General features: G+C 26.9%; 22 protein-coding genes. 7 read left to right on the plus strand and 15 right to left on the minus strand.

Annotated features, from left to right (window positions below; all coding sequences use genetic code 11):
• Positions 1-7 precede the first annotated feature (7 nt).
• Positions 8-1,825 carry an LTA synthase family protein gene (locus ACQPUY_RS09330; RefSeq protein WP_430840887.1) on the plus strand — a complete coding sequence of 606 codons (1,818 nt, stop codon included), beginning with the start codon at positions 8-10 and terminating at the stop codon, positions 1,823-1,825.
• Positions 1,826-1,874: 49 nt separating this feature from the next.
• Here ACQPUY_RS09330 and ACQPUY_RS09335 read toward each other — a convergent pair whose 3' ends face one another.
• The 4 genes from ACQPUY_RS09335 to ACQPUY_RS09350 form a co-directional block, all read right to left on the minus strand.
• Entirely contained in the window at positions 1,875-2,600 is a 726-nt protein-coding gene (locus ACQPUY_RS09335; protein ID WP_430840889.1) for a hypothetical protein, read from the minus strand.
• Positions 2,601-2,741: 141 nt separating this feature from the next.
• Positions 2,742-3,521, minus strand: coding sequence for a nitroreductase family protein (locus tag ACQPUY_RS09340; protein ID WP_430840890.1), 780 nt, complete (start codon positions 3,519-3,521; stop codon positions 2,742-2,744).
• 18 nt (positions 3,522-3,539) lie between these two features.
• Positions 3,540-3,887: a hypothetical protein gene (locus ACQPUY_RS09345; RefSeq protein ID WP_430840891.1), complete on the minus strand. Its 348-nt coding sequence runs from the start codon at positions 3,885-3,887 to the stop codon at positions 3,540-3,542.
• Between the two features lie 101 nt (positions 3,888-3,988).
• Complete coding sequence (locus ACQPUY_RS09350; protein WP_430840892.1) at positions 3,989-5,494, minus strand: carboxypeptidase M32; 1,506 nt, start codon at positions 5,492-5,494, stop codon at positions 3,989-3,991.
• Positions 5,495-5,845: 351 nt separating this feature from the next.
• On the opposite strand from ACQPUY_RS09350, the gene hisS reads away from it, so the two are divergent.
• Positions 5,846-7,144, plus strand: coding sequence for a histidine--tRNA ligase (hisS, locus tag ACQPUY_RS09355; RefSeq protein WP_430840894.1), 1,299 nt, complete (start codon positions 5,846-5,848; stop codon positions 7,142-7,144).
• 66 nt (positions 7,145-7,210) lie between these two features.
• Here the strand turns inward: hisS and ACQPUY_RS09360 are convergent, their stop codons facing one another.
• Complete coding sequence (locus tag ACQPUY_RS09360; protein WP_430840896.1) at positions 7,211-7,414, minus strand: DUF1657 domain-containing protein; 204 nt, start codon at positions 7,412-7,414, stop codon at positions 7,211-7,213.
• A 225-nt stretch (positions 7,415-7,639) separates the two neighbouring features.
• On the opposite strand from ACQPUY_RS09360, the gene ACQPUY_RS09365 reads away from it, so the two are divergent.
• From ACQPUY_RS09365 to spoVAE, 5 genes are read left to right on the plus strand one after another with little or no spacing between them, the layout of a single operon-like run.
• A complete protein-coding gene (locus tag ACQPUY_RS09365) occupies positions 7,640-7,846 on the plus strand; it encodes a DUF1657 domain-containing protein (protein WP_430840898.1) in 207 nt (68 codons plus the stop codon).
• A 13-nt stretch (positions 7,847-7,859) separates the two neighbouring features.
• A complete protein-coding gene (locus tag ACQPUY_RS09370) occupies positions 7,860-8,720 on the plus strand; it encodes a DUF421 domain-containing protein (protein WP_430840899.1) in 861 nt (286 codons plus the stop codon).
• Between the two features lie 12 nt (positions 8,721-8,732).
• Entirely contained in the window at positions 8,733-9,212 is a 480-nt protein-coding gene (spoVAC, locus tag ACQPUY_RS09375) for a stage V sporulation protein AC (protein ID WP_430840901.1), read from the plus strand.
• Positions 9,213-10,214, plus strand: a complete 1,002-nt coding sequence (spoVAD, locus tag ACQPUY_RS09380; RefSeq protein ID WP_430840902.1) for a stage V sporulation protein AD — start codon at positions 9,213-9,215, stop codon at positions 10,212-10,214. It abuts the gene before it with no gap.
• 16 nt (positions 10,215-10,230) lie between these two features.
• Positions 10,231-10,584 (plus strand): stage V sporulation protein AE, encoded by a 354-nt coding sequence (gene spoVAE, locus ACQPUY_RS09385; protein ID WP_430840904.1) that lies wholly within the window; start codon positions 10,231-10,233, stop codon positions 10,582-10,584.
• A 47-nt stretch (positions 10,585-10,631) separates the two neighbouring features.
• Here spoVAE and ACQPUY_RS09390 read toward each other — a convergent pair whose 3' ends face one another.
• The 10 genes from ACQPUY_RS09390 to ACQPUY_RS09435 form a co-directional block, all read right to left on the minus strand.
• On the minus strand, positions 10,632-11,006 hold the full coding sequence (locus tag ACQPUY_RS09390) for a hypothetical protein (protein WP_430840905.1): 375 nt from the start codon (positions 11,004-11,006) through the stop codon (positions 10,632-10,634).
• Between the two features lie 97 nt (positions 11,007-11,103).
• The gene (locus ACQPUY_RS09395; RefSeq protein WP_430840907.1) at positions 11,104-12,003 is read right to left on the minus strand and encodes a DMT family transporter; all 900 of its coding nucleotides are present in this window, start codon (positions 12,001-12,003) and stop codon (positions 11,104-11,106) included.
• Positions 12,004-12,225: 222 nt separating this feature from the next.
• A complete protein-coding gene (locus ACQPUY_RS09400; RefSeq protein ID WP_430840908.1) occupies positions 12,226-18,012 on the minus strand; it encodes a beta-N-acetylglucosaminidase domain-containing protein in 5,787 nt (1,928 codons plus the stop codon).
• A 203-nt stretch (positions 18,013-18,215) separates the two neighbouring features.
• Positions 18,216-19,328, minus strand: coding sequence for a 5-methyltetrahydropteroyltriglutamate--homocysteine S-methyltransferase (locus tag ACQPUY_RS09405; protein WP_430840910.1), 1,113 nt, complete (start codon positions 19,326-19,328; stop codon positions 18,216-18,218).
• A 161-nt stretch (positions 19,329-19,489) separates the two neighbouring features.
• Positions 19,490-20,401 (minus strand): LysR family transcriptional regulator, encoded by a 912-nt coding sequence (locus tag ACQPUY_RS09410; protein WP_430840911.1) that lies wholly within the window; start codon positions 20,399-20,401, stop codon positions 19,490-19,492.
• 272 nt (positions 20,402-20,673) lie between these two features.
• Entirely contained in the window at positions 20,674-20,991 is a 318-nt protein-coding gene (locus ACQPUY_RS09415; protein WP_430840912.1) for an NAD(P)H-binding protein, read from the minus strand.
• Between the two features lie 199 nt (positions 20,992-21,190).
• Positions 21,191-21,355 carry a hypothetical protein gene (locus ACQPUY_RS09420; protein WP_430840913.1) on the minus strand — a complete coding sequence of 55 codons (165 nt, stop codon included), beginning with the start codon at positions 21,353-21,355 and terminating at the stop codon, positions 21,191-21,193.
• 204 nt (positions 21,356-21,559) lie between these two features.
• The gene (locus tag ACQPUY_RS09425) at positions 21,560-21,874 is read right to left on the minus strand and encodes a hypothetical protein (RefSeq protein ID WP_430840915.1); all 315 of its coding nucleotides are present in this window, start codon (positions 21,872-21,874) and stop codon (positions 21,560-21,562) included.
• 88 nt (positions 21,875-21,962) lie between these two features.
• Positions 21,963-22,472: a ferritin gene (locus ACQPUY_RS09430; RefSeq protein ID WP_430840917.1), complete on the minus strand. Its 510-nt coding sequence runs from the start codon at positions 22,470-22,472 to the stop codon at positions 21,963-21,965.
• 114 nt (positions 22,473-22,586) lie between these two features.
• Positions 22,587-24,782, minus strand: a complete 2,196-nt coding sequence (locus tag ACQPUY_RS09435; RefSeq protein ID WP_430840919.1) for a phosphatase PAP2 family protein — start codon at positions 24,780-24,782, stop codon at positions 22,587-22,589.
• Positions 24,783-24,884 lie beyond the last annotated feature (102 nt).

A 24,884-nucleotide genomic window follows, 5' to 3' on the forward strand; every position in this document is an offset into this window, starting at 1 on the left:
AACATGTATGAAGAAATTTTTAAAAAGTCTATTCTATAATAATTGGTTATTTGTATTAATGGTATTCATAATACAATTAAAGTCAATGCTTTTACTTTCAATGTTAAGATCACCAAATTCATCAAGTATTAGTATTTCTACAATGTATTTTGGTACACCAGTTATTAAAGCTCATTTATTAATAATAGCTTTAATTTGTAGTATTATATTTTTATTTAAATATAAAAGTAAGATAAAAGTAGCTTTAACTATAGATATATTTATTACTATTTTATTTTTATTAGATATTTGGTATTACAGAATAAATGGAAACTTTTTATCTATTAGACATTTACTTCATCCTGAAATATTTAATCCAATAGGGAAAAATTTATTTAATTTTAGAATAGTAGATTTATTATTTTTTATTGATTTTATATTTTTCTTTATCATAATTAAATTAACAAAAAACAAAGGCTTCAATGATACTTCAAAACTTATTATAAGGTTTGTAAAAACTGCTGTAGTATTTATAATATGTGGATTTTCAATTTATCTTTATCATTATTACATAGATATAAAAGGAGTGTCAGGTCAAACATTCCTTAGCCAATCCTGGGCTCCTTTTCAAACATATAGTGATATGAGTCCACTAGGTTATCATGGATATGATTTGTTTTTTTATTCAGATTTAGATAATGGATTAACAGAGTCAGAAGTTAATGAAATAGATACTTGGTTTGAAAACAACAAAGAGGATATAGAAGATAATGAATATAAAGGATATCTTGAAGGCAAAAATCTAATTGCAATACAAGTTGAATCTTTAGAAAACTTTGTTATTAATCAAACTGTTTATGGACAAGAGATTACTCCTACATTAAATAAATTACTATCAAACAGTTTATATTTTGATAATATTTATGAGCAAAATAATTCAGGAACAAGTTCTGATGCAGACTTAATGGTTAACACTTCAATTTTTCCATTAAGAAATTACAGCACTTTCCCTACATACTCATGGACTACTTATAATAGCCTTCAAAAACTATTGAACGAAGAAGGATATACAACTATTTCTACACATGCAGAGCTTCCTGGAAGCTGGAACTGGGCAGAACCTCATAAAGCATTTGGAGCTGATAATATTTGGGATATTAATGAATTCAATTTAGATGAAGTTATTGGACTTGGTTTATCAGATGAATCATACTTAAAACAACTAGCTAATAAATTAAAAGATGAAACAGAGCCATTTTATACTTTTGTTACTACATTAACTAGTCATGGACCTTTTGATATTCCAGAGGATAAAAAGTTATTAGATTTACCTGAAGAACTAGATAATAATATGCTAGGTGCTTACTTTCAAAGCATTAGATATACTGATGAAGCAATTAAAATATTTTTAGAGGAACTAGATAAAAATGGACAACTTGATAATACTGTAATAATGATTTATGGAGATCACTGTGGAGTTCATAAATTCTATGAAGAAGATATTGTCGATGCACCACTTGAGGGTGATTGGTGGCAAGAAAATAATAAAAAGATTCCTCTAATTATTTACAATAAAGATATAGAGGCAGCTACAATTTCTAATGCTGGAGGTCAAGTAGACTTCTTACCAACTATATCATATCTTTTAGGTATTGATAAAGACAAATTCCAAAATACATCTATGGGACGTATTTTAGTTAATACTAATAGAAACTCAACTATTTTAAATTATGGAGAAATAATAGGTACTCCTAAAGATGAAAATGAAGAAATTCATTTAAAAGATACATTCAAAATTGCAGATCTAATTATTCAAGGAGATTACTTCAAACTTAAAGGTTATTAATAAAGGCACTACCTTCTGGTAGTGCCTTTATCATTTTTCTATCTATACATTATCTAAATTTAATATAAGAAATTATTATTACCAAAAAAGCTAAAACTAGAATAGATGTAGGAATTATCATACTACTACCTAATTTATTATTAATGGAACTTTTCTCATTTATTGAAATATCTTCCTCACCCTCAATTGTAGTATAATTATTATTTTTAGTAGTTTCAGTTTCTTCATTTACACTCAAATCTTCATTAGTACTAAAATTTTCATTACTACCATCAACATTATCCTCAGATAAAATTTCCTTTATAGTTTCATTATCTATATTAGCGAGTACTTCCGTTGTTAAAAGCTCTGTATTATTTTTAATAATTTCAAAATACTTTTTTATTTCACTAACATTCCCTTTAAATATAGAATTACCATTAGCTTTATCTTTTAAAGTAAAATCTCCATTCTTTATACTAAAATCTATATTTAGCTTTAAATCATTCGACATAGATGCAAAATTTTTATATATTTTTATAATATCTGTTAATTTATAATCCTTAAAAGAAGCATTTACCTTTATATCATTAGATATGGTTTTACTTTTATCTGATATATTTTGAATTTCCTCTTCACTCAAATCTAAATTATTTATATATTCAATTAAGTTTTCAATATTTAAATTAGATTTTAAAACTTCTTCATCTGAGTTAGCATAAACTCCAATCTGATCTCCAATTAAAAATACTAGCATAATTAATATTATAATTGAAATTTTTTTATATTTTTTCATCTCAATACCCCCTTATTTTATTAAGAGTATTGACACATTATCATAAATTAATCATAAGCTTTAATATTACAATATTTCCCAGAAAATATTTCGTTAAACATCTAAATTTATTTTATTCTTTAAAAACTATTTTAAAGTTTTTTATATTTTATTTCCGTTCCATTCATCTAATGCTAATTTTACAGATCTAGTCATTTCCTTTGAAAACTCTGACTTAACTTTCATATTGAAATGATATTGTGCATAATTATTGGCATTATATTTATTTTTAGTAACAAATAATCTATCTCTTTCTTTAAACATTTTCTTAATATCCACTTCAGAAAATTCCTTGTATTCTTCTTCAAAAATAATATATTCTTCATTAAACCTATCTCTTAATGGGACACTATAACCTTTAGGGTAATAGCCTAATGTTAACATAGTGATAGGATAAACATATTTAGGTAAATTTAATAATTCTTTATGATATTCAAACTTTTCCATAATATCTCCTATGTAACAAGAACCTATTCCTAAACTTTCTGCCGCAATTACTACATTTTCTGCTGCTATTATTGCATCTTGAGTTGCTAGCATTAAATTTGCTTCAGTTGGGCCTTCAAAGTACTCACCTTTTTCTTCCATAAATGATTTTGTATTATTATATTCATAGTACTTATACCACTTATTTAAATCTGCTAGAAATACTAATAATACTGGAGCTGTTTTTATAAAAGGTTGGTTATCACAGCTTATAGAAAGTTTTTCTTTAATTTCTTTGTTTTTTACGACAATTACTGAATAACACATCATATTACCAGCAGTTGGTGCTCTCATAGCAGATTTTAAAATTAAATCTAAGTCCTCTTTAGATATGTCTTTTTCATCATATTTTCTTAATGATCCCCTTTTTAATATTGTGCTTATTGTTTCGTTCATTTTTTTCTCCCCCAATTCTTAATTTATCCTATGAACTATTTCTAGCCCATACTTATTTAATAACTCTAAATCTAGCTCTTTTTCAAATTCCATTAGCTGACTTATAATTATATTTCCTTCTGTTTTATAACTCAATATCTTCCCTTTTCCCTCATCTTTAAAATCACTCCATGTCCAAAGATGAGCCGTTCCTTCAATAGCTTTTATTTCATATATATAATTTTTAGACATTAAAATATATTGAGACAATAATAACCTATTATTACTATTATCATAAATAAATTCCTTAGAGTATTCTTTAATTTTATCTCTTATTTCCTTGTCTAAGTTTAAATAATTAATATATATATTCTTAAACTTTCCCATTCTAAAACTCCATGAATATAATTTTATTATAAAACATTATATCATTCTTATATAAAAATTAAAAAGTCAACTATCCTCGATACCTGACTTTTTAATTATTTCTATTCTACATCATAAATCTTATAATATTTATTCTTTAAGTAATCAATAAAGTATTTTGGGTTAAGATCTTCTCCAGTAATTCTCTTTATAAGTTCTCCTGGAGTGTATATTGCACCATGTACATGTACCTTTTCATTTAACCACTTTGTAATTTCAGTAAGATTACCATTTTTAACTTCTTCCATTATATTTGGTTTTTCATTTAATAATGTATTGAACATTTGTGCACCATATAAATTACCTAAAGCATAGCTCGGGAAGTAACCAAAGGAACCATCTGACCAATGCATATCTTGAAGAATGCCTTCAGCATCGTTTTTAGGTTCTACTCCTAGGTATTCCTTATACTTCTTATTCCATATGTCTTTAAGATCATCTACAGAAATTCTTCCATTAATTAATTCCTTTTCTATTTCATATCTTATAATAATATGAAGTCCATATGTTAATTCATCTGCTTCTGTTCTAATTAAAGATGTTTCAACATAATTCATAGCTTCATAAAACTCATTTAAAGTTACATCTTTAAAATCATCAAAGTATTTTTTAGCTACAGGTAAAAGATATGAACAGAATTCCTTACTTCTACCTAATATATTTTCATAAAATCTAGATTGAGATTCATGTATTGCCATTGAAGCTCCAGTTTGTAAGCCTGTACACTCTAAATCATCACTAATATTTTGTTCATATATACCATGACCGCCTTCATGGATTGTACTAAATAAAGCTGAAGTAAATTCATCTTCATGATAGTTAGTAGTTAATCTAACATCTTTATTTCCAAAGTTGGTTGTAAATGGGTGCACACTAACATCGAGTCTGCCTGCTTCCATATCAAATCCTATTTTATCTAGTATATATAAAGATAAATCTTTTTGTTTATCAGCATCAAAATGCCCATATAAGAAATCACGATTTAATTTCTTTTTACTTCCTTTAACCTTATTTAATACTTCTATTATACCATCTCTTAATTCAGAAAATATCTTATCTAATTTTTCAGTTGTAAGACCTAATTCATATTTATCTAATAAAGTATCATATTTATCATATTTATATCCCCAGTAATTAATAAATTCCTTTTGGAATTCAACCACTTTTTCTAAATAAGGCTTAAAAATATCAAAATCACTTGCATCTTTTGCTTTTTCCCAAGCTAACTCTGAATTACTACAAAGCCCAACATAAGCAACATATTTATCTTCTGGTATCTTCTTAGTTTCATTATAAGATCTTTCTAACTCTTCAAGCATTCTTTTCTCAGTTAAGTTCATTTCATCCTTATAAGGTGTTAAATCCTTAATAAATTCTTCTATCTTAGGACTAGTTATCATTTTAAAACTTTCACCTGATAAATATTCTAGAACCTTAGATCTTGACTCTCCAGCTTTACTAGGAATATTAGTTCTCATATCCCAATAAACTAAGCCTATAGCTTGCTCTAACCTTTCATATTGTCCTAAATATTCTTTTAATTCATTTATTTTATCTTTTAATCCCATATTTATCCTCCTATTATAACTATAACTTATAATAAATATACCATATTTTAGATATATAAAGAAATATTTTCTATTATTTTCACATAAATATAATTTATTCTCTTGAATATTTATACTTATTAGTTTATTATATAAATAATAAAAATTTGGAGGAAATATTATGAAAGCACTAGTATATTTGAATTACATACATCATCATCGCTAGAGAGACTTCATCTTATTTGAGATGCAAGTCTATTTCCAGTAGGCTTGTTTCTCTAGGCTATGATTAGTGCAATTATATTAGTTTAGTCCTGTAGAATATGCCTACAGGGCTTTTTGTTGTTTAAATAATTTTAAGGAGAGATGAAAATGAAAAATGCTATTATTAAACCTATTATATTACCAGGGTTTATGGAATTATTACCTAATGAACAACGAATTTTTAATGATATCGTAAGTAAAATAACAACGATTTACGAAGAAAATGGTTGTCTTCCAATCGATACACCTATAATAGAAAAATCTGAAGTTTTATTAGCAAAAACTGCTGGAGAAACTGAAAAACAAGTATATTCTTTCACTAAAGGATCTAAAAATTTATCCTTAAGGTTTGATTTAACAGTTCCATTTGCAAGATATACAGCTCAATACCTAAATGATTTAACCTTCCCTTTTAAAAGATACCAAATTGGAAAAGTATATAGAGGTGAAAGAAATCAAAAAGGAAGATATAGAGAATTTTATCAATGTGACGTTGATATAATTGGTAAAGATAAACTAAGTATTAAAAATGATGCTTTAGTTATAAGCTTAGCCTCAAAGGCATTTAAATCTTTTGGATTAGATAATTATAAATTTCAGATTAATAATAGAAAAATCCTTTCAGGTTTATTAGAACACTTGAATATAGATAATATAAACGAAGTTATGATTTTAATAGATAAGTTCGATAAAATCGGTAAAGAAACATTTGAAGAAGAATTACAAAGGATCGTAGATAAAGAAAAAGCTATAACTATATGTAAAATAATAAATATAAATGGTTCAACAGAAACTGCTTTAGAGGAGTTAGAATCTTTTAATATAAAAGATGAAAAATTTATCTTAGGAATAAAAGAGTTAAAAGAAGTTATTAATACTTTAGATTTCTTAGGTGTAAAGGATAATGAGTATATAATCAATTTGAAAATAATAAGGGGTCTAGATTATTATACCGGAACTGTCTTTGAAACATTATTAATTAATAATGAAGAATATGGTTCTATATGCTCAGGTGGAAGATATGATAATTTAGCTGAAAACTATACAAATAACATATTACCTGGTGTTGGTATTTCTATAGGTTTAACTAGATTATTCTTTGTATTAAAAGAAATAGGGTTTATAGATAACTATAAGCTGCAATCTAGAGTAGATTATTTAATAATCCCGATCGGAGATACCCTTAACTATTGCTTTGAAGTTTATAATAAACTATCTTCTTTAGAAAAAAAAGTTGAAATTTACTTTGAAGACGATAAGCTTAAGAAAAAATTGAATTATGCAGATAAACTTTCCATACCATATGTTATTCTTTTAGGGGAAGAGGAAGAAAATAATAGGATGCTAAATATAAAAGATATGAACTCTGGATTACAAGAAACAGTCAAGTTTGAAAGCATTAATTAAATTAGTACATTTTATTTTTAAAAGACATTATATAGATTAAATTTTATCTATATAATGTCTTTTTTACTATTTGTTATATTGAGGTTCTTGCTCTTTTACAAAATCAAGTCTTGATTGAAGTGATTGTTCTACTCCATCCATTGTATTTGCAAGCTGACTGAACATTTGCTTTGCTTCTTGATTATCTGTATCTAATGAGAATGTCTTCATATCTGCAGCTAATCCTTTAGCACTTGCTAATGCTGTTTCAAGTTTAGTTCCTGTTGGCATTATAAATTCCTCCTTTGTATTTTTATATTGCAACTATATTTTGGTTCATAATGAAATTAAATATTCTATATATTTATAATGAAAATTTTTCCTATTATCTATATCATATAAATTTAAATATTTTTTAATATTGATAATAATTTTTATTAAGTAATGAATTAAAATACTCTATAAAGGTTAAAGTAAACTTACAAGGAATTTAATAAAAATAAAGGAGACTTTTATATGAGCACTATTGCAAAAGTAAAGCAAACATTAGCTACAATAAAAGGAGCTGAATCAACTCTAGAAATATATTCATTACAAGAACGTAATAATGAAGCTAAAGAAGTTTATAGTGAAGCTGCTAGAGAAATAAATAAAATTAAAAGAGATTTAGAAAAAAGGATTGGTACTATGGAATTTGAAGAACCACAATATAAAGGTAACTAAGTGAGGTGAAACAATGAGTACTTGGTTAATAATATTATTTAAATCAATAATTCTATTTTTTATAGCAATAGTAATAGCTAAATATATGAAAAGGAAGACACTATCTAGGTCTACTCCATTTGATTTTATTTCATATTCTGTCATTGCAATTATAATCTCTTTAATGTCTTTAAATTTAATAAGTAATTTTTATTTTGGATTCGTTGCATTGGCTGTTTGGGTATTTATGCCTCTGATTTTAGACTATGCTGAAATGAAAAGTAAAACTGTTTATAACATTTTACATGGAAAAGAACGAGTTTTAATTAAGAATGGTAAGATCATGGAAGACAATTTATCTAAAGAAAGAATTACAGGCCAAGAATTCCTACAACAAATGCGTTCAAAAAATGCATTTAACTTAGCAGATGTAGAATTTGCTTTAATGGAATCAAATGGAGATATTAATATTAGTTTAAAGGCTGACAAAAATCCTATTACATCCTATGATTTAGGTAAAAAAATAGGGGCAAAAGCTGAACCTCAAGCAGTGATTTTAGATGGTAATATTTTAAATGAGGGTCTTACTAATGCTGGATTAAATCAAGGATGGCTTACAACTCAATTAGAAATGCAAGGAGTATCTGTTGAAAATGTATTTCTTGGTCAGGTAGATTCATCAGGAGATTTATATTTGGATCTTTATGATGATATGATTCAAGTTCCAAAGGCTCAAGTTAAGGAAATGTTATATGCAAGTATTGAAAAATCTATATCAGATCTTATATCTTTTTCTCTAGACACAGATAATTTAGAAGCCAAAAAGATGTACTCTGATAATGCAAAGAAATTAGAGAAAGTAATAAAGAAACTAGAACCATATTTATTACGTTAGAAGGTGAAATATATGTCAAATATGAAAAAGAAAAAAATGACCACTACTCAACAGCAATATGATGCTTTAGTGAAAACTATAGAACCTAAAAGACCTATAGTTAAAAATTGTATTAGAGCCTTTTTAGTTGGTGGTGCAATTTGTACTATTGGTCAATTATTTCAATGGATATTTATTAACTATTTTAATTTTGATGAAAAGACTTCAGTATCTCCTACTTTAGTTTTATTAATATTTTTAGCAGCTCTATTCACTGGACTTGGAGTATTTGATCATCTAAGTCAATGGGCTGGATGTGGCACTGCAGTCCCAATTACAGGTTTTGCTAACTCAATAGCATCTGCTTCAATGGAACATAAAAGCGAAGGTCTTGTTCTCGGAGTTGCAGGTAATATGTTTAGGCTTGCTGGAGCAATAGTAGTATATGGAGTTATCTCAGCTTTTATAGTAGCTTTAATAAAAATGACAATAATATGGTTGGAGGTGATGTAAATGCTTAAAGGTCATCAATCTTGGATTTTTGAATCAAGACCTACAATATTATCTTCTTCTGCTGTTGGTGGACCTTTTGAAGCTAACGGTGCTTTAGCAAATGATTTTGATATACTTACTGAAGACTTATGGCTTGGTCAAGATAGCTATGAAAAAGCAGAGAAAGTTCTTTTAGAGCATGCTTGTCATAGAGCTATTGAAAAAGCAAAACTAAGAAAAGAAGATATTAATTTTCTATTTAGCGGAGATTTAATGAATCAAATAATATCAAGTAGCTTTGCTGCAAGAACTTTAGGAATACCTTATTTAGGCGTCTTTGGAGCTTGCTCAAGTTCTATGGAAGGATTGGCGTTAGCAGCTCAATTAATAGACAGTAAATCTGCAAAATATGTTGTTACAGCCGCAAGTAGTCATAATGCTGCTGCTGAAAAGCAATTTAGATATCCAACAGATTATGGAGTCCAAAGACCACCTACTGCTCAATGGACAGTAACAGGTGCAGGTGCCGCAGTACTTTCAGAAAATGGGAATGGGCCAAAAGTAACTTCTGCAACCATTGGAAGAGTTATAGATATGGGAATATCAGATCCTTATAATGTTGGGCCCGCAATGGCTCCAGCAGCTGTTGACACAATTGAAGCTCATTTTAGAGATTTAAATATTGATGCTACACATTATGATCTTATTGCCACAGGAGATTTAGGAAAAGTAGGTCATGAAGTTGCAAATGCTTTGTTTGAAAAACATAACATAAATATGCCTATAGACATATTTACTGATTGTGGACTTTTAATATATAAGAAAGAACAACCTAGTTTTGCAGGTGGAAGTGGATGCGGTTGCTCTGCTACTGTAACTTACGGCCACTTATTAAATCGTATGCGTAAAGGAGATTTAAAAAAGATATTAATAGTTGCAACTGGAGCACTATTTTCTCCTATATCTTTTCAACAAAAAGAAAGTATACCTTGTATTGCTCATGCAGTATCTATAGAAATGTAAAAAGGTGTGATATATTATGGAAAAATTTATTTTTGCCTTTATTATAGGTGGTATAATTTGTGTAATTGGTCAAATATTAATGGATACCTTAAAAATTACTCCAGCCCATACAACTTGTACATTAGTTGTAATTGGTGCAATTTTAGGAGGATTTGGCTTATATGACCCTTTAGTTAAATTTGCTGGTGCAGGTGCCTTTGTTCCAATAAGTAGTTTTGGAAATACACTTGTTACAGCAGCAATTAAGGAAGCTCAACAATATGGATTTATAGGGCTTTTTACTGGTATGTTAAATACAGTAAGTGCTGGAGTATCTTCTGCAATAGTATTTGGTTTCCTTGCCGCACTAATATTTAAACCTAAAGGCTAAATATTATACATAAAGAAATATGACCACCATTGAATAGTGGTCATATTTTAAAATAATAATATAAGATCTATTAAACTGTTAGTATATATAATTAACTTATTATAATTTAAAGGATTAGATGTTTTTAAAATTTCATTTAAATTATATTGATAATCTTTTAGATACTTTAGTAAATAAATCTTGCTATTTGTATATCCTGAAATAAACTTATCATTTTCAAGACCATCAATTATATTATCAATTACAGATTTAGAATTTATAACTTTTTTATTTATATCATTAAGAAATTCTTCAGTAAACTTTTCTTTAAATACTATTATTTCTCTCATTTTTGAAGTAACTTCTCTTAAATTAAATACTTCATCATTTAAATCAGCATAGTTCTTCTTTCCTATTATCTTTTCAATTAATTTTCTATCCAAAACAACCTCCACAAAATAATCAATTAATTCTATTTTAATTCTATTGAGATTAATTTTCAATAATATAATAATACTTATCATATTATTATATTCTAATTTAAATAGTTTGATTATCTAAGATAACAGTATCTTTTCTTGTCTTTGATTCAATTGCCAAATATGTAATAGCTACAAAAATAATTAAACATCCAATGAGTTTATTTATATTAAGTGATTCATTAAACAATAGTATACCACTAATTACACTAGTTATTGGCTCAAATAATGAAAATATAGCTGCCGATGTTGATCCTATAATTGATACACCTATTTGGAATGATACTATCCCTACTATAGATGCTAATATTGAGCAAATCATCATTAAAATATATGCCTTTAATGGAAGATTAACTTCAATATAGGATCCAAAAATATTTCCTACAAACATTTCAAAGGAAGAAAAAGTAACTATGTAAAAAGACAATTTATACGGATTTATTTTTACTAAATCTTTTTTATCAAGCCATAATATGTAAAAAGCGTAAGTTCCCCCTGATATTAAAGCCATTAAAGCCCCCGATATATTTCCACTACTTTTTGTGTCCATAAAAAGTGCTACCCCAATAAAAGCTAATATCAAAGATAATATCTTTCCTTTGCCTAACTTTTCTTTAAATATAAACTTACATGCCATAGCAACAAAAATTGGGTACATAAAATGTAAAGTTGTTGCAGCTCCTATTCCTATATATGTATACGAACTATAAAGTAAAGCTGTAGTAATAGCAACTCCTATTAAACTTAAAATAAAAATATTTTTTAATTCTCCTCGTTCTATTTTTAAAGGAATCTTCTTATATTTTAATATTAAGAATAAAAAAGGAATAGCAAATAAATTCCTATAAAAAGTCATTGATAATGAATTATTACCTAATCCATAAGTTAAACTAGCTAATGCAGGTGTAACTCCAAATATTACTGCAGATAATATTGTAAATAAAATACCTCTAAATTTCATTTCATCACCTTCTTTTGTTGATTTCTTACCAATTTCATCATATATTTTACTATATTATTTAATAAATTTCAGCTATATATATATAATCTTCTGATATAAATAAATATTTTATCAACAAACCGAAAACTCCTTCTTAATAATGATTAATTATTTCTAAGAAGGAGTTTTATTTATTAGTTTAAGTAAACTTTTTACAAGCTTATTTAATTATATAATATTAATTTATTTTCTTTTTAAAAGAAGTGCTATACCAGCAAAGCTAAATAATAATCCTAATAATCCTGTTACATTAAATTTAGAACCAGTATTAGGTAATTTTTGAGATGATATATCACCAGTTTCCTCCTTATTGATAATGTCTTCTTCTGAATTTATATCATCTTTATCGTTAGTTTCTTTTAATTCAGCATCATCAATAACTTTTGATATTTTACTACACATATTATCTATAACCTCTTGAGTCACATTTTCGGATCTAAATAATTCATGTGCTTTTTCCAAAAGTGCTTGTATCCCTTCTACACTTTCAGGAATATACTTGTCTATATTTTCAATAAGTTTCTCTAATTTCTTAATTTGAGTTTCAAGGTTTGTTTTATCAACAGTTTCACCTGGATCTGGCTTATCTTCTTTTAATTTAGCGTTATCTACAGCATTTGATATTTTATTACACATATCATCTACAGATTCCTGAGTTACATTATCTGCCTTATATAATTCTTTAGCTTTTCCTAAAAGTTCTTTTATACCTTCTACACTTTCAGGAATATACTTATCGATATTCTCAATAAGTTCTTCTAGAATTTTAATTTTAGCCTCAAGATTTAATTTATCAACAGTTTCACCTGGATCTGGCTTATCTTCTTTTAATTTAGCATTATCTATCGCTTCTGATATCTTTTCACACATATCATCTATAATTTCTTGAGTAGTATCTTCAGAGTTATATAATTCTTGTGCTTTTCCTAAAAGTTCTTTTATACCTTCTACACTTTCAGGGATATATTTATCTATATTAGCTACAATATCCTCTAACGCTTTAATTTTAACCTCAAGATTTGATTTATCAATAGTCTCATCTGGCTTATCTTCTTCTTTTAAAATAATACTTTGTTTAGCCTTTAGATTATTTGAATTTTTAACAAGACTATTTAACTTCAGTTCTCCAAATAAAGTATATACTCCTGCTTTATTTCCATCAAAATTATTTATATCCCATATTACAGGCACTAATAATTCAAGTAATAAATCTCCAACTTTTATATTTACATTACTCATTTTATCCAGATTTAACAAATCTATATTTGTTGGAATTATAGCTTCTTTTTGTTCATGATCTTCTACACTTTCTAATTCAGATTCTTCATTGATAATTTTACCCATAACTTCAAGTTCATTTATTCCAACACCATTACCAAATGCAGCTGAATTTAATTCTTCAAATATAAATCTTACATATCTTGCTGAAACATCATTATCTAACTTAATAGTATCAATTGGATGTGCTGCACCTCCATTTTCATTTTCTTTTTCTGCAACTGTCACCCATTCTTCCTGATCTGATGATATTTGAACTTTATATTTTGTTGGAAATACTAAATTGAAATATGAGATAATGAATTCTTTTATAATAGTTGGTTTTTCACCTAAATCAACTATTATCCATGCATTCTCATCTGCACTATCACCTTTTATAAAATTAGAATCCCATTTTGTTGATTTATCTCCATCATTAATATAACTTTTTAATCCATTAGATGTTCCTGATACTTCTAGATTTTTATTAAGTGCAATATTTAAAGATTCTGTTATCTTTACTTCCAAAGCATTAACTAATTCTTTAAGTTTTTCTACTTCTGAGTTAATTTGCTCTTGTGTAACTTCTTTATTATCTAATAGAAGCTCTGCTTCTTTAACAGCACTATTTAGATTATCTACACTTGATTTAGTATAATTGCTTAGATCTTTTTCTTTTATCTCATTAATTAAATTGCTTAATGCACTATAGTCAACTTTTACCTCATCTATATATTTTCCCATAATCATTAATTCAGTAATACCTACTCCATTACCAGCAGCTGCATTATTCAGCTCTTTAAAAAATAATCTTAGATATCTAGTGCTTATTGGAGTTTCAAAATCAATTGAATCAACTGGAGATGTTGGTCCATTATGATTTTTTTGTATCTCTTTTATAGTTTTCCAATTTACATTATCTTCAGAAATTTGAATTTCATAATCAGTTGGATAAATTTTATTAAAATACTTAACAATTAACTGTGTAATTTCATTTTTATCTTCACCTAAGTCAATTGTTATCCATGCATTCTCAGTTGCATTATTCCCTTTAATAAAATTGCTATCCCATTTTGTCTTTTCATCTCCATCATTTACAAAGTCTTTATTTCCATCACTTGTTCCAGATACTATAACTGGCTTTCCTAAAGCAATATTATTAATTTCATCCTGTGATCCGTCGCTAATTATATTGTCTACATTTACTCCAATATCATCACTTGTACTTTCTCCATATTTGAACATTAATTCGTATATAGAAGGAGTTTCACCAGCTTCCCACTCTAATCTAACTGATAAAATATCATCATATTCTGTAGTATCTACATCTATAATAGTACTATTTAAATCTGATATATTTTTATAACCATTCTTAGTATTTATTTTCATAACCCCATTTGATGGTTCTTGTAAAAGTAAAATATTATCAACATTTGTATTTTCACTAAATATATATTCTATATAATCAGTATTGCTTACAGGATCTTTTTGAGTAAATACAGTTGAAATATCCTTATCATTAATTTTACTAATACTACCATTTAAACTACTATTTAAATTACTTAATATTTGATTTTCTACAGACTTATTAATTTCGATTTCATGCAATTTCAAATAATATCCTGTATTTCCTGTTATATAAATCCTTAAATACCTTGCTTCTTTACCCTCTCCATTTGCAGTTACATTCCGATACGGAACTTCAAATACACTATCGTCATCTATAACTTTTCCAATGCTTGTCCATTCCTTATTATCCTTTGAAATTTGAATTTCAGCATTATATAACCTAGGATTACCATCTGATGTAATAACTTTTACATCATAAACTTTACTTGTACTTCCTAAATCAAAAGTAATATAATCACCAATAGCTTGTGCTTCGTTAGTCCATGCAAATGTAGATAAATCATTATCAAACAGATTTTTATAATCCCCTTCTTTTAATCCATTTGTTAAATTTGTTTCCATCATTTTAGGATTTACTTTTAAATTTGTAATAGATATACCAAATTCATTTATATCTAAATTAATATTTGTATTAGTTTTATTTATTAATCTAATATATTTTAAATTTGCACTTTCCTCTTCAAATTGACTCCATGTACTTCCATTAATTGAATATTCAATTGTTAATCCTTCTTTAGAAACTTTATTAACTAAATTAGAAATCGTACTTATATCCTCTAGCTTTATTCCCACATATTCATTTGATTTTAAAGTTACATCATTCAAGTTACAAATACTATTTTTACTTCCATTAATAGTTATAGGAGTTTCCTTTAATAGTTCAACATTTGTATATACACGTGGTTGTTTTTGAGCCTCCTTATTAATAGTAAACTCTCTAATATATGTCCAATAAGGCTTTACCTTATCTTTAATTAAACGTAATCTCACATACCTAGCTTCAAAATTTAAATCTTCTAAATCAATTCTTACTTGATTACTGTAAGTATTAATTTCATTCCATGTAGTTCCATCTGTTGAATATTCTAAAACAGCTTCATGGAAATAATCATGATGAGTATCATTCATTGCTTGTAATATATGAATATTTTTTACTGATATAGTTTTTCCCATATCAACACCTATATAGTCACCCTCAGCTTGATTTACAATAAATGATGCACTTGTTCCTTCATCACCATCAAATATTTTTGATGTATTTGTGTTATCTACTTGTTCTACTCCCCCCATAACTGCATATATACTTGGAATAAAACTATCATCTTCGACACCAAATATAGAAACTATATCATTTTTTACATAGTTAATCATTTTAGAAATAAATGGTGTCAATTGTTTACTTCCAGCTTCTGCATATACATTAGGTATATCCTCTGTAGTTAAATAAGTATACTTAGTTTCAAAAGCTTTGGTTGCTATTCTAAATGAGTCCCAAGCTTCACTCTTTTTATTATTTAATATTGAAATCATACTTTTTAAAATTTCTTTACCTGATGTAGCAACATCCTCTAATGATTTAAGCCATGGATCTAATTCTTTTAGCAATTCATCATTTGTACAGTTATTTCTCATTTCTTCTATAGCTGCTAACATATTATCAAACTCTTTAATTAATTCTAGTAGTTCTGGATCATCTGCTGTCAATGTTTCCATTTTGCTTTTATCAGCTACACTATCTAATTTAGTTTTTAAATACTCTGACTCATTAAATCCTGGTACACGTGAAGATCTTGGTGCATTGGCAATATTTCTAGCTATTGTTAAATATGCCTCACTTACTTCTGGCTGTAAATATTTAAATGAATCTTCCCAAACTTTCTGTGAATTACTTAAATAATTATTGTTATTCCAATTTAATGCAGCAAGTTGAAATAAAGCAACTTTATTAGATTCTGCAAATCTAGAAGGATTTGATACAAATCCAGCCATTCCATTTACATTATCACGTGCATAATAAGTGATATCACCTAAGTAAATTCCTGATTTAGCGTGCTCATTTACTGGATAATTTAGCCAAAATACGGGTTTATGATCTGTTTTTTCTTGTAAAAAATTAATTGTTTCTTGAGTAATAGGAGAGTTTACATCATCCCCTGTCCAATATAAATCAATTGTCTGATTTAATCCCTTCAAAACTCTAAGTTCTTCACCATTACCTGACCATGCTTTATTGTATCCTTGAGGGCAATAAACCATTCTAGAACAACTTTTTTTCTGTATAAATTCATTATCAAGACGATTTAATAAATTTACTACATCTTGATTAGAACCACTACCAAAATCATCATTTAGTATATCAAATTTACGAACTCCAATGTCATATAACTGTTGAAACTTTGATATTAGCTTTTGATATCTTATTTCATATTCCTCTTTGTCAGAAACATTTAATCCACTAAAAAAACCTGAAATATGAACTGACCAACCATAACGTACCTTTGTTTTTTCCCCTAATTTTACAAGCTCTTCAATCTTAGCTAATTCCTCTGCTGGATATAATTCATCCCATTTACTAGTATGATAAGGATCTGTCTTAGAAGCATATACATATGAGTTCACTTTGTAATCATTTGCAAAATTCATTAAACTTTCACGTTCATCATAATTCCATCCCCCGTAAAAACCCTCTATAAATCCACGGACTGCTACACTAGCATAATCTTCAATTTTAGCATTTAATAGTTTCATATTATTAAATGAAGATAATACCATCTTTAATGTTGCTACTCCATAAAATGTACTATCTGTATCTTTACCCAATATTGCAATTGTATCTTCCTTTATGTCCATTAAATAAGCATCTGGGTTTTCAAATAAATTTTCATTACTTATTGTTATATTATTTTTTACATACTCATCAACCAATTCATTTGAATTATTAACACCTAAACATAAATTTGTTTTGTCATCACTTAGCTTATCATTTAAAGTATAATCAATTTCATATTCAGTTAATACTTCTTCTACATATAACTTTGTAGGCTCATCAACCCCACTTTCTAAAACTAAATTCACTCCATTACTTAAATTAAATGAGGTTTCATCTTCATCATACTCAATGTTTTGTGGTATTGGATAAATTGAGTACTTATTAGATTCGTCAGAAGTTCCATCCATATTTTTTTCATTTTCTATAGCATATACTTTAAAAGCTGGAGGTTGAAGACAAATTCCTAATAAGATAGTTATACTCAAAGTAAATGCTACAATTCTATTCTTACAATCATGTAGCTTTTTTTTCATAAATTTACACTCTCCCTTCTTATTTATAGATATTGAATATATGAAACTATCATTGTAAATGATAACATAATATATTATTTTCTTCCATAAATTAGCAATATATTTATTATTATTAGCAAATAGATTACATTTTTAAAAAAGAATAGGATAGTATCATATTATTAAATATTTGTAATATGATACTATCCTATATTTTTATATTATTAATTCCAAACTTCTTTAGCTATTTCTTGGACTAGTTTTAATTTTGCCCATTGTTCTTCTTCTGTAAGCTTATTGCCCTCTTCTGTTGATGCAAAGCCACATTGTGGACTTAAGCATAACCTTTCTAAAGGAATATATTTTTCCGCTTCTTTTATACGATTTATTATATTTTCTTTACTTTCAAGTACAGGTGATTTTGTAGTTATAAGTCCTAATACCACTTTTTTATTATCACTTATATATTTTAATGATTCAAAACCACCTGATCGTTCATCATCAAATTCTAAATAAAAGGCATTTACATTTTCATTTGCAAAAAGATCTTTTGCTACCCTATCATAGGATCCTTGGCACGCCCATGTTGAATGAAAATTTCCACGGCATATATGTGTATTAATTACCATATCCTTAGGTTTGCCTTCAATAGCAAGATTATTTATTTTAATTAATTTTTCAATAACTTTTTGTAGTCCCTCTTCATTTGTTCCAAGAATAAGGCAAGCATTTGGGTCAACACATACCCCCCATGTACAATCATCAAATTGAACATTTTTACATCCAGCTTCATATAAGTCCTCAATAACTTTTTTATATCCTTCTGCAATATCATTAATAAGTTCTTCTTCATTAGGATATATTTCTCTAGTCTTTTTTATATTGTCTGCAGTAATCATTTGAAATAAAAACTGTGCTGGTGCAGGTATTGTTTGACGTGCAACTGTATTTTCATCTTCAAATTCTTTTACAAATTTAAAATGTTCTACAAAAGGATGCTTATCAACAGAAACTTTTCCTGTAAGGAATGTATCATCAATTAATGCTGGTTCTCCATGGAATGGAATACCATCCTTTGTTTTTTTATGTCCAACTCCATTAAATGCCCACATAAAATCAAGATGCCATGAACTTCTTCTAAATTCTCCATCTGTAATAACTGGTAGTCCAACTTCTTTTTGTTTTTCAATTAATTCTATAATAGCCTTATCTTCTACAGTCTTTAATTCTTCTCTATTTATATTTCCTTCTGCATAATCTTTTCTAGCTTTCTTTAAATAGTCAGGTCTTAAAAAGCTCCCAACAATATCAAATTTAAAAGGTGCATTTTTACTCATATTACCTATCTCCTATCCCTCTTTATATTATAAATTTAGTATAGATTAATTTTTTAATATTGAAAAATACAAAAAAATATATATTGGATATAGTTTTAAGCTATATCCAATATATATTTTCTTATTAATACTATATCAATTTATAAATTACAGAACTACTTTTAAATCATATAATCACTAACATGATTCCTTAAAGCATCCATGTATGCCTTCCCATATCTACTTAAGGACATATTCTTTTGTAAAACAGTGCCAATACACATATATTCATCCACCATAAGTGGTCTTGCAATTATGTTCTCTCCATTAAGCTCTTTACTTATTACTCCTGAACTTACAGTATATCCATTCAAACCCACTGCAAGATTAAATAAAGTAGCTCTATCCCTTACCTTTATATTTTTATTACGATCAAGTGTACTTAGAATCTCCTCTGAAAAATAAAATGAATTATAGTCTCCTTGCTCAAAGGATAGATATGGATAAGCCTCTAATTCCTCTAAAGTAATTACTTCCTTTTCAGCAAGTGGATGCTTTGAACTAATAAATACATGAGGTTTTGCCACAAAAAGTTTTTCAAATATCAACCCATTTTGTTTAATAATTTTCAAAATTACCTCTTCATTTTTAGATGAAGTATATAAAATTCCTATTTCACTTTTTAGTCTACTTACATCATCAATAATCTCATAAGTTTGAGTTTCTCTAAGAGTAAAATCATAATGATTTCCACCAAACTCTCTAATAACATCTACAAATGCATTTACAGCAAAAGAATAATGTTGAGTAGATACTGAAAATCTTGGACTTTGTTTTTTTATGTTTAAGAATTTCTCCTCTAAAAGATTAAATTGCTCTAGAACTTGTCTAGCATAGGCAAGAAATTCATTTCCTTCATTTGATATTACGATACCTTTATTAGTTCTATTAAATATAGTAATTTGTATTTCTTCTTCTAACTCTTTAAGAGCATTAGTTAAGCTTGGCTGAGAAATAAATAATTCTTTTGCAGCACTACTAATTGTTCCTTTATCTGCAATAGTTACTACATATCTTAATTGCTGTAATGTCATAACTTCTCATCTCCTTTTACCTATTTATTATATAAGATATTATGGTTAATTTGAAGTTTTGGGTTATTTTTATTTTTTATAGATATCATTTACGAGTATATTATTTACGAATAAAATTCTAATAGATAGCTCAATAAGATATACGAGACATTCCTTTATCACTTTTATCCATAGCTCTTATTTATTTATTAAATATTTATTATATAGTCTTCTAGCAGGAAAAATAAGACTTGTCTCTGCATCCTTAATAGATGAAGTAACTCTTTATATTTCTAATAAAATGATGGCTTCTCCCAATCAGTATTAGGTTCACTCACTCCTAAACTAGTTTTAATGTATTTATTACTCTTTTCTTCAATAATATCCATAATTAATTGAGTTACAGCTTGACGAGTAATTTGTGCACCAATAAATGGCTCCCCTTTTTGGGTAATCATATATTTTGTATTATTTTCTTGATTATAAAGCCATGTTAATCTTAATAAGGTATAATCTAGATTAGAATTTTCTACTATTTTTGCTGATTCAATTTGTGAATGCATTCTAGGCTTAAATAAAATTCTTTTTATTATAAACATATCAAAACTCATACTACTTTTTCTATATTTTATGATTTAATATTTTTTATAATATAAGCGTACACCTTAGAGTCAACTTTAAGTCAAGACCTCTTAGAAGAAAGTTTTATGAAATAATTATTATTGAAGTTATAAAGAAAATGAATATTACACCATCAAATTAATATAGATTCCCATATAGAAAGTGAATATGAAACCTTAAATAAAGTTATTAATCATCGCTGCATACACAAAAGTTATTTTGAATCGCTATATACTCTTCATTACTTAAGCTATCTAAATACTTTGTGTAATGTTCCTCACTACAAAATAATCCTATTTTATTTTCTAAGTACTTTTCATTAAGTTCCTTTTTACAATACATACATTTTTTCATTTTCATCACCTTGATATCTTAAATTCTTTATATTTTATCTTTGATATATTTTGCAATATTTATACAAAAACATATAATTTGAAATTTTAAAAATCATCTTTTATTAACACACAATAAAAGATATTATTACGCTTATATAATAAGTAAGCATAAAAAAATTGTATAAGATTAACCTAAATATTTAATCTCATACAATTCTCTTAATTATTTTATTTCTATTGTTTTCTCATATAGAAATAAATCTATATTTACTTTTGTTATATCATCATATTTTTCTATCTTAACGAATTTATTTAAGAAACTAGGAATTTCTTCTTTTATATCTTCTAAACTAGAAATATTAATGTTATTAATATTATTAATTTTTTCTTCTATTACCTTTCCTACTGCAAAATTCCCTGATAAAAGTATTCCTACTATAGCTATAATAATAGCTAATTTTACAACCTTTTTTATTACTGCAAATATAAATCCAATTATAACTATTATTCCAAGTATGACTATTAAGTTATTATCCATTAATTACTCTCCTTACACATATTTTAACATTATCTAAATAATAAAATATATATAAAAAGAAGTCAATAATTGACTTCTTTTTATATAATTAATTATTTGTAATTGATGTGTAAACTCTTGTAGCTAATTCATCATCCATTAAATAAAGTCCTGCTGGATTATCTTCAATTCTTCTTACTCTCTTTACTAATGAATTAAAGCTATTTTCTTCTTCAACTTGTTCATCTATAAACCATTTTAATAAACTAATTGTAGAATGTTCTCTTTCTTCATAAGCAATATCTGTTAATTCATATATCTTTTTAGTAACTAATTTTTCATGTTCATAACCTTTTTCGAAAACATCAATTATTCCATCATAATCTGATTTTGGTTTATCTACCTGTTCTAATACAACTGAACCATTTTTTTGATATACATAATCATATATCTTCATGGCATGATCTAATTCTTCCTTTGCTTGAACTCTAAAGAAATTAGCAAAACCATTTAAATCTATTGATTCACAATATCCAGCCATAGCAAGATATACGTATGAAGAATAGAATTCAAAGTTAATTTGCTCATTTAATGCTTTTAATAACTTTTTACTTAACATAAAATATGTAACCTCCTCTATATAAATTATATCCCACTACTATTTTATACCTTTTTTTATTGTGTTTACAATAATTTATCAAATAAAATTATTATATTATTCTTTTTTAATTACTTATTTTTTCTTTTTATATAGCAATGCTCCACCAATAGTTGTTAATGATCCTAATAGAAGTGATATTACAGTATTAGTACCACCTGTTTCTGGCAACTCACTTGGCTTATTTACATTTAAATTATTATCACTATTTGAATTAGAGTCAGTATCTGGAACAACTGGACTTTCTGATCTTCCTACTAGATTATTTAATGCATTATTTAAATTAGTTATTGCTTCTAAAACTTCTTCATTATTTATATTATCCATAGATAAAATTAATTTTGCATCATTTTTAGTAGCTTCTAAAGCTTTATAACTTTCGGAAGTATAATTATCTTCATCAAGTAATTCTACTTTTTTAATTAAAGCTTTTAATTCTTCTATATTAGCATTTAATTCTTCATTATCCTCAACAACGTTAGTATTTACTAAATATACTCCATCTTCTTCATAAACTATTTTAGGATTATAATCATTGAATAATCCTAAAAATTCAACATTATCAAATTGACTATTATCTTCTAATTCTGTATATTCAATTATTTTAATTTTATCATTTACTTCATAACCATCTTCAATATTTACTTTTAAATTACCATTAAGCGATGCTTTTCCTTTTATAACTAAGCAATCAGAATTACTTTCTAAATTCAGATCTAAAGTTCCATCAGAATCTTGAATGAAATCATCATTAATTATAACATCATCTTCAACTTTTTCCGAAAGCGTTCCACCATTATTTTTCACTTTACCATTACCAAATGCAGTTGATGAATATGCTATAAGTGAACCATCTTCTAAAATTGTTCCACCATTATATGTGTTATCTCCTGCCAAAATTAAAGAGCCTGTCCCTTGCTTTGTTAATTGTCCATCTCCATCAATATCATTTAACCACATGTCTTCAGAATTAAATCCACCTAAACTAACATCCATATTAACAGTTACATCTGTCTCAAAAGAACCATATCCATTACTAGCTTCATATAAATTCAATCTTCCCCAGCCTTCTGTATCATCTAAAACAGGATATCCTGAATCTATTCCTGTTGTTTTTAATACATATCTACGTTGAAGTTCATCTAAATATGGGAAACGAGTTTCTAATAGCACTTCAGCCCCTTTCGGAACTACCATTTTATTACCACTAGTCCCTACTTTTTCAAAACCATAAGTTAAACGTTCTAAGTAAATATCTTTATTCATTTTATAATTTTCTATTTTTTCCTCTAATGGTTCCTCTGTAAAATATTCTGATGTTAATTCACGACCTTCAAAATATGCTTTTTCTTTTAATTCAATATTATCCGTATCATTTAAAATAGCTGCAGCTAATGCTGTCCCTAAAACCCTGCCTCCAATTACATCTAAAGGTGAATGCATACCAGCTAATATTCTAGAATTACCTATATCAGAAGCATTTATTAATAAATCTTTGTATTTTTCCGGTACAGCATAAGCTAAAGCAAAAGAAGCTAAATAAGCAGCATTAGTATGTCCACTAGGAAATCCTCCATCACTTTGAGCCTCTTCTACAGGTTTCAAAACAGGTATCAAAGTATCAAGAACAGTCACTTCATCACTCCATCTAAAAGGGCGCATATATGCAAAATAATTTTTACTTGGATTAGAAGTAGAATAACTACCTCTAAGTGCATTAACTAAGGAAACTATACTTCCTAATTCACTATCTTCATCTGCCCAATTCCCATTACTATTACCTTTATCGTTATATTTTAATTCTGTAGCATCCTCAGGAATCTCATCAGATATACTAGTTTCTGCATTAGTTTTCTCTTTAAATACAGAAGCATATTCTCCTAATCCCTCAATAGAACTATAGCTTTGATGTCTTCTATCAAATAGATAAGTTTTAATTTTTTGTTCTTCTGTTAAATAAGAAGTAATATCTATTGATTTTTGAATATTAGCATCTAAAATATCTTCATTTAATTTAGCACCATTATCCCAAGAATCCCCTGGTTCCCATAATTTCAAAAATCCAGATAGTAATACTAAAGTTGGATTTGTTTCAGGCGTGTTACAATTTGGATAAGTATTCTTTTTATACTCGTCAACAAAATATCCATATGTAGCTTTTTGTGGTTCAACAGATTCATTATCATTTGTTACAGCACTAATTGTTGTAACGCTTTGACTTGTGATGGAAATTGTTAAAGCTACTATGATACATTTGATTCTTTTACTCATTAATTCTTCCCTCATTTCTAAATTATATGAAAACTTATATTTTCATCTTCTTTTATATTTTATCGTAAGAAATAAGTTTTTAGTGTTAAAGCTCATTTAATT

This window comes from Clostridium nigeriense, from assembly GCF_050585245.1.
GTDB classification, from domain to species: Bacteria; Bacillota; Clostridia; order Clostridiales; family Clostridiaceae; genus Clostridium; species Clostridium nigeriense_A.

What these genes read in the sequence shown, in the direction of transcription:
- ACQPUY_RS09330 (WP_430840887.1), top strand. Translation starts at nt 8, where the DNA reads ATGAAGAAATTTTTAAAAAGTCTATTCTATAATAATTGGTTATTTGTA.
- ACQPUY_RS09335 (WP_430840889.1), bottom strand. Translation starts at nt 2,600, where the DNA reads ATGAAAAAATATAAAAAAATTTCAATTATAATATTAATTATGCTAGTA.
- ACQPUY_RS09340 (WP_430840890.1), bottom strand. Translation starts at nt 3,521, where the DNA reads ATGAACGAAACAATAAGCACAATATTAAAAAGGGGATCATTAAGAAAA.
- ACQPUY_RS09345 (WP_430840891.1), bottom strand. Translation starts at nt 3,887, where the DNA reads ATGGGAAAGTTTAAGAATATATATATTAATTATTTAAACTTAGACAAG.
- ACQPUY_RS09350 (WP_430840892.1), bottom strand. Translation starts at nt 5,494, where the DNA reads ATGGGATTAAAAGATAAAATAAATGAATTAAAAGAATATTTAGGACAA.
- hisS (WP_430840894.1), top strand. Translation starts at nt 5,846, where the DNA reads ATGAAAAATGCTATTATTAAACCTATTATATTACCAGGGTTTATGGAA.
- ACQPUY_RS09360 (WP_430840896.1), bottom strand. Translation starts at nt 7,414, where the DNA reads ATGCCAACAGGAACTAAACTTGAAACAGCATTAGCAAGTGCTAAAGGA.
- ACQPUY_RS09365 (WP_430840898.1), top strand. Translation starts at nt 7,640, where the DNA reads ATGAGCACTATTGCAAAAGTAAAGCAAACATTAGCTACAATAAAAGGA.
- ACQPUY_RS09370 (WP_430840899.1), top strand. Translation starts at nt 7,860, where the DNA reads ATGAGTACTTGGTTAATAATATTATTTAAATCAATAATTCTATTTTTT.
- spoVAC (WP_430840901.1), top strand. Translation starts at nt 8,733, where the DNA reads ATGTCAAATATGAAAAAGAAAAAAATGACCACTACTCAACAGCAATAT.
- spoVAD (WP_430840902.1), top strand. Translation starts at nt 9,213, where the DNA reads ATGCTTAAAGGTCATCAATCTTGGATTTTTGAATCAAGACCTACAATA.
- spoVAE (WP_430840904.1), top strand. Translation starts at nt 10,231, where the DNA reads ATGGAAAAATTTATTTTTGCCTTTATTATAGGTGGTATAATTTGTGTA.
- ACQPUY_RS09395 (WP_430840907.1), bottom strand. Translation starts at nt 12,003, where the DNA reads ATGAAATTTAGAGGTATTTTATTTACAATATTATCTGCAGTAATATTT.
- ACQPUY_RS09400 (WP_430840908.1), bottom strand. Translation starts at nt 18,012, where the DNA reads ATGAAAAAAAAGCTACATGATTGTAAGAATAGAATTGTAGCATTTACT.
- ACQPUY_RS09405 (WP_430840910.1), bottom strand. Translation starts at nt 19,328, where the DNA reads ATGAGTAAAAATGCACCTTTTAAATTTGATATTGTTGGGAGCTTTTTA.
- ACQPUY_RS09410 (WP_430840911.1), bottom strand. Translation starts at nt 20,401, where the DNA reads ATGACATTACAGCAATTAAGATATGTAGTAACTATTGCAGATAAAGGA.
- ACQPUY_RS09415 (WP_430840912.1), bottom strand. Translation starts at nt 20,991, where the DNA reads ATGAGTTTTGATATGTTTATAATAAAAAGAATTTTATTTAAGCCTAGA.
- ACQPUY_RS09420 (WP_430840913.1), bottom strand. Translation starts at nt 21,355, where the DNA reads ATGAAAAAATGTATGTATTGTAAAAAGGAACTTAATGAAAAGTACTTA.
- ACQPUY_RS09425 (WP_430840915.1), bottom strand. Translation starts at nt 21,874, where the DNA reads ATGGATAATAACTTAATAGTCATACTTGGAATAATAGTTATAATTGGA.
- ACQPUY_RS09430 (WP_430840917.1), bottom strand. Translation starts at nt 22,472, where the DNA reads ATGTTAAGTAAAAAGTTATTAAAAGCATTAAATGAGCAAATTAACTTT.
- ACQPUY_RS09435 (WP_430840919.1), bottom strand. Translation starts at nt 24,782, where the DNA reads ATGAGTAAAAGAATCAAATGTATCATAGTAGCTTTAACAATTTCCATC.